This is a genomic window from Priestia sp. SIMBA_032 (assembly GCF_046535215.1).
Classification (GTDB): domain Bacteria; phylum Bacillota; class Bacilli; order Bacillales; family Bacillaceae_H; genus Priestia; species Priestia aryabhattai.
On the sequence record NZ_JAWRXD010000750.1, the window covers coordinates 1 to 268 of the forward strand.

Annotated in this window: 1 protein-coding gene; it reads left to right on the top strand. The window is 64.2% G+C overall.

The window, feature by feature from the left end; genetic code table 11:
- Nucleotides 1-71: 71 nt before the first annotated feature.
- On the top strand, nucleotides 72-268 hold a 197-nt coding region (locus SB717_RS36315; protein WP_410907866.1), incomplete at its 3' end, for a hypothetical protein.

Consider the following 268-nt stretch of genomic DNA (forward strand, 5'->3'; position numbering starts at 1 on the left):
GTCGATAGCGACGAGGCGAGCGGCAAGCACGCGCAGGAACTCGGTGCGTGTATCGGCGGACGCATCGCGGATTGCCTCATGCCGGGCGTCATCCGGTTGGAAGAGCGGATCAAGGATCCAGCGGACGTCCGCGAGGCTCGCCGCCCCTTTCGCGCGGGAAAGCAGACGTATTTCGCGACCAGTCTGCACGAAAGCGGTCCGTGCAGTCGCATCTATGGCCGAGAGAGAAGGAATGTCCTCCTGCCGGACGAATCGTGCGACGTGACGC